Source organism: Rhizobacter sp. P2_D12 (assembly GCF_056404395.1).
This window is the reverse complement of sequence record NZ_JBFUEB010000190.1, coordinates 1-6,750: the sequence shown is the minus strand read 5'-3', so window position 1 is coordinate 6,750 and position 6,750 is coordinate 1. Positions and strand designations below refer to the sequence as shown.

7 protein-coding genes are annotated in these 6,750 nt (G+C 71.5%); all 7 read left to right on the top strand.

Annotation, left to right across the window (positions count from 1 at the left end; translation table 11 throughout):
• Positions 1-547, top strand: a 547-nt coding sequence (locus AC1DYN_RS31095; RefSeq protein ID WP_477966422.1) for a phage tail protein, incomplete at its 5' end; no start/stop codon positions are given.
• Positions 548-556: 9 nt separating this feature from the next.
• The gene (locus AC1DYN_RS31090) at positions 557-727 is read left to right on the top strand and encodes a DUF5908 family protein (protein ID WP_477966420.1); all 171 of its coding nucleotides are present in this window, start codon (positions 557-559) and stop codon (positions 725-727) included.
• A 120-nt stretch (positions 728-847) separates the two neighbouring features.
• On the top strand, positions 848-1,525 hold the full coding sequence (locus AC1DYN_RS31085) for a CIS tube protein (RefSeq protein WP_477966418.1): 678 nt from the start codon (positions 848-850) through the stop codon (positions 1,523-1,525).
• Positions 1,526-1,529: 4 nt separating this feature from the next.
• Complete coding sequence (vgrG, locus tag AC1DYN_RS31080) at positions 1,530-3,323, top strand: type VI secretion system tip protein VgrG (RefSeq protein WP_477966416.1); 1,794 nt, start codon at positions 1,530-1,532, stop codon at positions 3,321-3,323.
• A 16-nt stretch (positions 3,324-3,339) separates the two neighbouring features.
• Positions 3,340-3,639, top strand: a complete 300-nt coding sequence (locus tag AC1DYN_RS31075) for a PAAR domain-containing protein (RefSeq protein ID WP_477966414.1) — start codon at positions 3,340-3,342, stop codon at positions 3,637-3,639.
• A 16-nt stretch (positions 3,640-3,655) separates the two neighbouring features.
• Positions 3,656-4,081, top strand: coding sequence for a GPW/gp25 family protein (locus AC1DYN_RS31070; RefSeq protein ID WP_477966412.1), 426 nt, complete (start codon positions 3,656-3,658; stop codon positions 4,079-4,081).
• Positions 4,078-6,750, top strand: a 2,673-nt coding sequence (locus AC1DYN_RS31065) for a baseplate J/gp47 family protein (protein ID WP_477966410.1), incomplete at its 3' end; no start/stop codon positions are given. The genes AC1DYN_RS31070 and AC1DYN_RS31065, both read left to right, overlap by 4 nt.

Genomic DNA, 6,750 nt, shown 5'->3' with positions numbered 1-6,750 from the left:
GCGCGCGCCGTCGCGGCCGCCGCCCGGCGGATCGGGCGGCGGGGGGGCGATCACGCCCGAGATGCTGCAGGGCGCGAAGACGCGGCTGAAGGGCGCGTCGCGGCTGTACCCGCCGGCGGCGTTCCATTTCTCGGTGACCTTTGGCTCGAACCCGAAGGATGCCGACGCGGCGTTCCGCGAGGTCAGCGGCATCGGGCCCGAGGTGGAGACCGAGACGGTGAACGAGGGCGGGCAGAACGGGTTCGTGCACGTGCTGCCGAAGGCGATCAAGCACCCGCGGCTGGTGCTCAAGCGCGGCATCGCGGCCAGCGATTCGAAGCTGATGAAGTGGTGCCAGGCGGTGATGGAGGGCGGTTTCGTCAAGCCGATCGAGCCGATGCTGGTGCACGTGTTCCTGCTCGATGCGCAGGGCGAGCCGCTGCGCTGCTGGACGGTGGAGAACGCCTGGCCGGTGAAGTGGGAGATCGATGGGTTCCAGTCCACCCGCAACGAGGTGGCGATGGAGAAGATCGAGCTCGCGTACGCGCGCTCGAACCGGGTCTACTGAGGACGCGCCATGGGCATCGAGGTGAGGCAGTTGCTGATTCGGTCGCAGGTGACGGCGGTGCCGGTGGCGGCGCCGCGGGCTGTCTTGTCTTCGGCCGACTTGCAGCGTTTGCGGGAACAACTGCTCGCCGAATGCAAGGCGTGGATGGCCGAGCGGCTGCAGTCGCAGCGGGAGCGCTGACGTGAGCGTGCCCAAACCGCTCACCCTGAGCTTGTCGAAGGGTTGGTGCCACAGGGACCCGGGCTTCGACAGGCTCAGCCCGAACGGGGGACGCGGCACGGCCGAACCGGGGAGGACGTCATGCTGACCCACCTGCTGATGACCCGCTACAGCATCGAGAAGGACGGCACGATCAAGCTCGACCCGTCCGCCGCCTTCAGCGCCCAGATCAACCCGGCCGACTTCCGGCACAGCTACGGCGTGCACTACGACAAGCAGAAGACGCTCGGCGATGCCGCGGTCGATCCCCGGTTCAGCTCGGTCGACGACGAGCACATCTCGTTCTCCATCGTGCTCGACGGCACCGGCGTCGTCCCGCCGCCCGAGAACGGCCCGCGCGAAGACGTCAAGACGCAGATGAAGAAGCTCAACGGCGTCGTCTACGAGTACGTCACGCTGAAGAAGGAACCGCCCTACGTGCGGCTGCTGTGGGGCACGCTGATCTTCTTCGGCCGGCTCGAGTCGATCAACGCCCAGTACACGCTGTTCAAGCCCAGCGGCGACCCGCTGCGCGCCCGCGTCGAGCTCAGCTTCATCGGCGCGATGAGCAAGAAGGAATCCCACCTGGTCTCCAACCGCCAGTCCGACAGCGTGCTGCAGCGCGTCACCGTGCGCGAGGGCGACACGCTGCCGCTGCTGTGCCAGGGCCACTACGGCGGCACCGAGGACCAGTCGCAGGCCGTCGCGCGCTACAACAACCTGCCGAGCCTGCTCAACGTCAAGCCCGGCACGCAGCTGCTGCTGCCGCCGGTGGAATAGCGCGATGCCCGCCGTCTCGCCGCTGGACGACGCCGAAGGCGTGGTCACGCTGAAGCTCAGCGCCGACGGCGTCGCGCTCGACGAGACCGTGCAGGTGATCTCCGTCAGCGTGCGCCGCGCCGTCAACAGCGTGCCGTCGGCCCGCATCGAGCTGGTCGATGGCGACATGCCCGGCCGCCGCTTCCCGCTCAGCGACGCCGACCATTTCAAGCCCGGCGTGCTGCTCGCGGTCAAGGCCGGCTACGGCAACAGCGAAGCGCTGCTGTTCGAAGGCCTGGTCGTGCGCCACGGCGTGCAGGTGCGCGGCGACAACGAGGCCCGGCTCATCGTCGAATGCCGCGACAAGGCCGTGCTGATGACGGTGGGCCGGCGCAACGCCAACTTCATCGAGCAGACCGACAGCGCCATCATCCAGACGCTGGCCGGCGCGCACGGCCTGGCCATCGAGGTCGACGCCACCGAGCTGACACACGGCGAACTGGTGCAGCACTACTGCAGCGACTGGGACTTCATGCTGTCGCGGGCCGACGTCAACGGCCTGCTGGTGATCGCCACCGACGGCAAGCTGGCCGTCAAGGCCCCGCTGGCCGACGCCGCCCCGGCGCTGGAAGTCGGCTACGGCCGCGAGCTGATCGAGTTCCACGCCGACCTCGATGCGCGCACCCAGTACGCCAGCGCCCAGGCCTTCTCGTGGGACATGAAGACCCAGGCCGCGCTCGAAGGCACCGAAAGCAAGCCGGCCACGCTGCCGGCGCAGGGCGACCTCGACTCGGCCACGCTGGCCAAGGTGATCGGCCTGGCCTCGCTGCGCCTGCAGTCCGGCGCGCCGCAGCCGCAGGCCGCGCTGACGCAATGGGCCAAGGCGCAGCAGCTGAAGGCGGGCCTGGCACGGCTGCGCGGGCGCATGCGCTTCCAGGGCTCGGCACTGGCGACGGTCGGCGGGCTGATCGAGCTGACCGGCGTCGGCACGCGCTTCAGCGGCAAGGTGCTGGTCACCGGGTTGCGCCACGAGATCGCCGACGGCAACTGGATCACCGAGGCGCAGTTCGGCCTGTCGCCCGAATGGTTCGTCGAGCGACCCGACGTGCTGGCACCGCCCGGTGCCGGCCTGCTGCCCGGCGTGCACGGCCTGCAGGTCGGCATCGTGATGAAGCTCGACGGCGACCCGGCCGGCGAGCAGCGCATCCAGGTCAAGCTGCCGGTGCTGCAGGCCGCGACCGAGGGCGTCTGGGCGCGGCTGATGCAGCTGCACGCGAGCAACGCCTTCGGCACCTTCTTCCTGCCCGAGGTCGGCGACGAAGTGGTGCTGGGCTACTTCGCCGACGACCCGTCGCACCCGGTGGTGCTGGGCAGCGTCTACAGCAGCAAGCAGGTCACGCCGTACGCGCTCGAGGCGCCGAACGACATCAAGGCCATCGTCACGCGCTGCCTGTCGAAGCTGGAGTTCAACGAGGCCGACAAGGTGATCACGCTGACGACGCCCGGCAACAACAGGATCGTGCTGAGCGACAAGGACAAGTCCATCCTGCTGCAGGACCAGAACGGCAACAAGGTCGAGCTCGCCCCCGGCGGCATCACGCTCGACAGCCCGAAGAACATCCAGGTGACGGCCAAGGGCACGATCACGCTGGATGCGGTGGGTGCCGTCACGATCAGCTCGAAGGCCGACGTCAAGGCCAGCGGCCTGAACGTCGGCTGCGAGGCGCAGGTGGGTTTCACCGCCAAGGGCAATGCGAGCGCCGAGCTGTCGGCCGCCGGACAGACGGTGGTCAAGGGCGCGCTCGTGATGATCAACTGACCCGCCCGGAGCCGCCATGCCGCCCGCCGCCCGCCTCACCGACATGCACGTGTGCCCGATGGTCACGCCCGGCCTGCCGCCGATCCCGCACGTCGGCGGGCCGGTGGTCGGCCCCGGCGTGCCGACGGTGCTGATCGGCAAGCTGCCGGCCGCGGTGCTGGGCGACAGCGCGGTCTGCGTCGGCCCGCCCGACACCATCATCCAGGGCTCGACGACGGTGCTGATCGGCAGCAAGCCGGCGGCGCGCATCGGCGACCCGACGGCGCACGGCGGCAGCATCGTGATGGGCTGGCCCACCGTGCTCATCGGCGGCTGAACGGCGGCACACGGCGATGGGCCTCGACAAGCGCTTCCTCGGCACCGGCTGGGCCTTCCCGCCGGCCTTCGACGGCCGCACGCTGCACGCGCTGACGGTCTCGGAGGACCAGGACGTGCGCGAAAGCCTGCGCATCCTGCTGTCCACCGTGCCCGGCGAGCGCGTGATGCACCCGACCTACGGCTGCGGCCTGCAGCGCATGGTGTTCGAGAACATCACCGAGAGCACGCTGACCGAGATCCGCAGCCTGGTCGAGAAGGCGGTGCTGTTCTTCGAGGTGCGCATCACGCTGGACCAGGTCGCGATCGACACCACGGACCTGTATGACGGCGTGCTGAAGCTGCGCCTGGACTACACCATCCGCAGCACCAGCACGCGCGACAACATGGTGTACCCGCTGTACCTGCGCGACGGCGGCTGGCGCGACGGGACCGGACCATGAGCCTCGGCACCGAGCAAGGCGAGCGCTTTCCGGCGGCCCTGGCGGAAGGCTACTTCCAGGTCGACGAGCTGCCGTTCGAGCACCGCGTCGCGATGACGGCCACGCTGGCGCAGCACCTGCGCTTCGTCGACCTCGACAACCGCGAGGCCGGCGACTGGGGCGCGATGTTCGCGAGCGACGTCACGCTGGTGCTGGCGCGCATCGCGAGCATCGACCTGCGCGTGCTGCAGAACGCCTTCCTGCACGACGCCGAGACCGCGCCGCTGGAAAGCCTGGCCAGCCAGGTGGTGCGGCTCGCACAGTGGATCGACCTGTGGTTCAAGTCGCTGGACGGCCACGCCGACGCCGCGTCGCTGAGCTTTCGCGCCCGCATCGGCCGGCTGGTGGACCAGCAGCTCGGCGAAGACCTGCGCTGGGTGCACCGGCAGTTCGGCCAGCACCGCTGGCAGGGCCGCACGATCGCGCATGCGCATGCGCGGCTGGACGGCATCTGGGCCAACGACCGGCCGGTGCTGGCCGCGGCATCGGCCGGGCGCAGCGAGCGCGACCTGCTGCGCGAGCGCTACTTCGCGTTCCTGAGCGCGATCGACGGGTTGCAGGTGCTGGCCCGCGAGCTGCTGCCGTCGACGCTGCACACCGGCACGCACGAGCCGGCGGCCGGGTTGCTGATCGCCTTCCTGAAACTGGTCGAGACGGTGCAGCGCGACCTGAACCGCTTCACCGCGCGCCACGTCGACTTCTACTACCGCGAGTGCCTGGGCTTCGGCCCGGCCGGTGCGGTGGCCGACGAGGTGCACCTGGCCTGCGCCCGCGACGCGCGCGCCGGGCGCATCCTGCAGGTGCCCGAAGGCACGGCCTTCGATGCCGGCAAGGACGCCGCCGGCCAGCCGCTGCGCTTCCACAGCGCGGCGCCGCTGGTCGTCACCGATGCGCGCGTCGCGGCGCTGTGCACGCTGCGGCTGGAGCGCGATGCGCTGATCTCGCCGGAGCGCGAGTTCGGCTTCGTCACGCGTGCGAAGGCGACCCGGCTGGCGCCGGATGGCGACACCGCGTGGCCGCTGTTCGGCGGCGGGCGCGGGCACGCCGCCGAGGACGCGCGCCTGGGCCTGGCGATCGCGTCGCCGCTGCTGTTGCTGCGCGAGGGCGAGCGGGAGATCCAGGTCGAGCTGCCGATCGCCGGCCCGGGCAGCGACGACGCCGCGGCGCTCGACGCCCGCGTCGACGCGGTCACCTTCGCGACCGACCCGGTGACGCTGCGCGAGGCCTTCGGCCGCCTGCTCGGCCAGTGGCTGCTGGCCGGCCAGGCCGACCTGGGCGAATCGCAGCTGCGCCGCCTGCGGCTGGCCGCCCGCCGCGTGCTGCGCGAGCGCCTGCCCGAGCCCCACGGCGGCGGCGACCCGCTGAGCCTGCTGGCCGGTGCGCAGCCGCCGGAGCGCCAGCTGGTGTTCGAGCAGCTGTTCCACGGCCTGCTCAGGCTGCACCTGAGCGCCGCGACCGGCTGGCTGGAGGCGAGCGATGCCCACGTGGCGCGCGCCGCCGACGGCGGGCTCGCGATCACGCTGCGGCTGCGGCCCGAGGCCCCGGCCATCGTCGGCTGCGACGCGGCGCTGCACGGCCCGGGCTGGAACACCGCGCTGCCGCTGCTGCGCATCGAGCTCGGCACGCAGGGCCGGCTCTATCCGTACTCGCTGCTGGCCGACCTGCCGCTGGCCGAGGCGCGGCTGCGCGTCAGCGCCCGCGGCGTGCGCGACATCGTGCTGCACAACAACCTCGGCCGGCTCGACCCGACCAAGGCCTTCAACCCGTTCGGCCCGCTGCCGACGCTGTCGTCCTACCTGGTCGTCGGCGCGGCCGAGATGGCGTGCAAGGACATCCGCAGCCTGTCGCTGCAGCTCGAGTGGGGCGGGCTGCCGCCGGATGCCGGTGGCTTCGACACCCACTACCGCGGCTACCCCGCCGAGCAGCGCGAAGGCCGCTTCACGGCCGCGCTCGCGATCCTGCGCGACGGCCTGTGGCAGCCGTGCGGCGGCGCATCGGCACAACAGCCGCTGTTCGACCGGCCGGACGCCGCGGGCTGCCTGCGGCCGATGATGGCGATCGACGTCGATCCCGGATCGCTGCGCAAGCACAGCCGCGCGAGCGACCCGGCGGAGTGGGGCGCCGCGCTGCCGCGCAACGGGCTGTACCGGCTGCAGCTCACAGGGCCGCGCGGCGCGTTCGGCCATGCGGCCTGGCCGATCGTGCTGGCCGACACCGTGACCGCGAACGCCCGCACCAAGCGGCCGAAGCCCTTGCCGAACCCGTCGTACACGCCGCTGGTCGAGCGGCTGACGTTGAGCTACGAGGCGAGCAGCGTGATCCGGCTCGACACCGAGGACATCGAGCGGCTGCTGCACCTGCATCCGTTCGGCCTCGAAACGCTGCACTCGGCGGCCGCCGGGTCGGACCACCGGCTGTTGCCGCGGCTGGACGACGACGGCAACCTGTACATCGGCCTGGCCGCCAGCGAGCCGGGCGGCACCCTGACGCTGCTGTTCTCGCTGCGCGAGTCGGCGGCCGACGCGACGCGCCCCGGTGCGCGGCGCGGCCGCGTGCGCTGGGCGACGCTGGCCGGCGACCACTGGCGGCCGCTGCCGCCGGCCCGCGTGCTGGCCGACAGCACCGAGGGT

Bases quoted from the DNA above. Each gene is read 5' to 3' on its own strand.
- AC1DYN_RS31090 (WP_477966420.1), top strand. From the start codon at position 557: ATGGGCATCGAGGTGAGGCAGTTGCTGATTCGGTCGCAGGTGACGGCG.
- AC1DYN_RS31070 (WP_477966412.1), top strand. From the start codon at position 3,656: ATGGGCCTCGACAAGCGCTTCCTCGGCACCGGCTGGGCCTTCCCGCCG.
- vgrG (WP_477966416.1), top strand. From the start codon at position 1,530: ATGCCCGCCGTCTCGCCGCTGGACGACGCCGAAGGCGTGGTCACGCTG.
- AC1DYN_RS31085 (WP_477966418.1), top strand. From the start codon at position 848: ATGCTGACCCACCTGCTGATGACCCGCTACAGCATCGAGAAGGACGGC.
- AC1DYN_RS31075 (WP_477966414.1), top strand. From the start codon at position 3,340: ATGCCGCCCGCCGCCCGCCTCACCGACATGCACGTGTGCCCGATGGTC.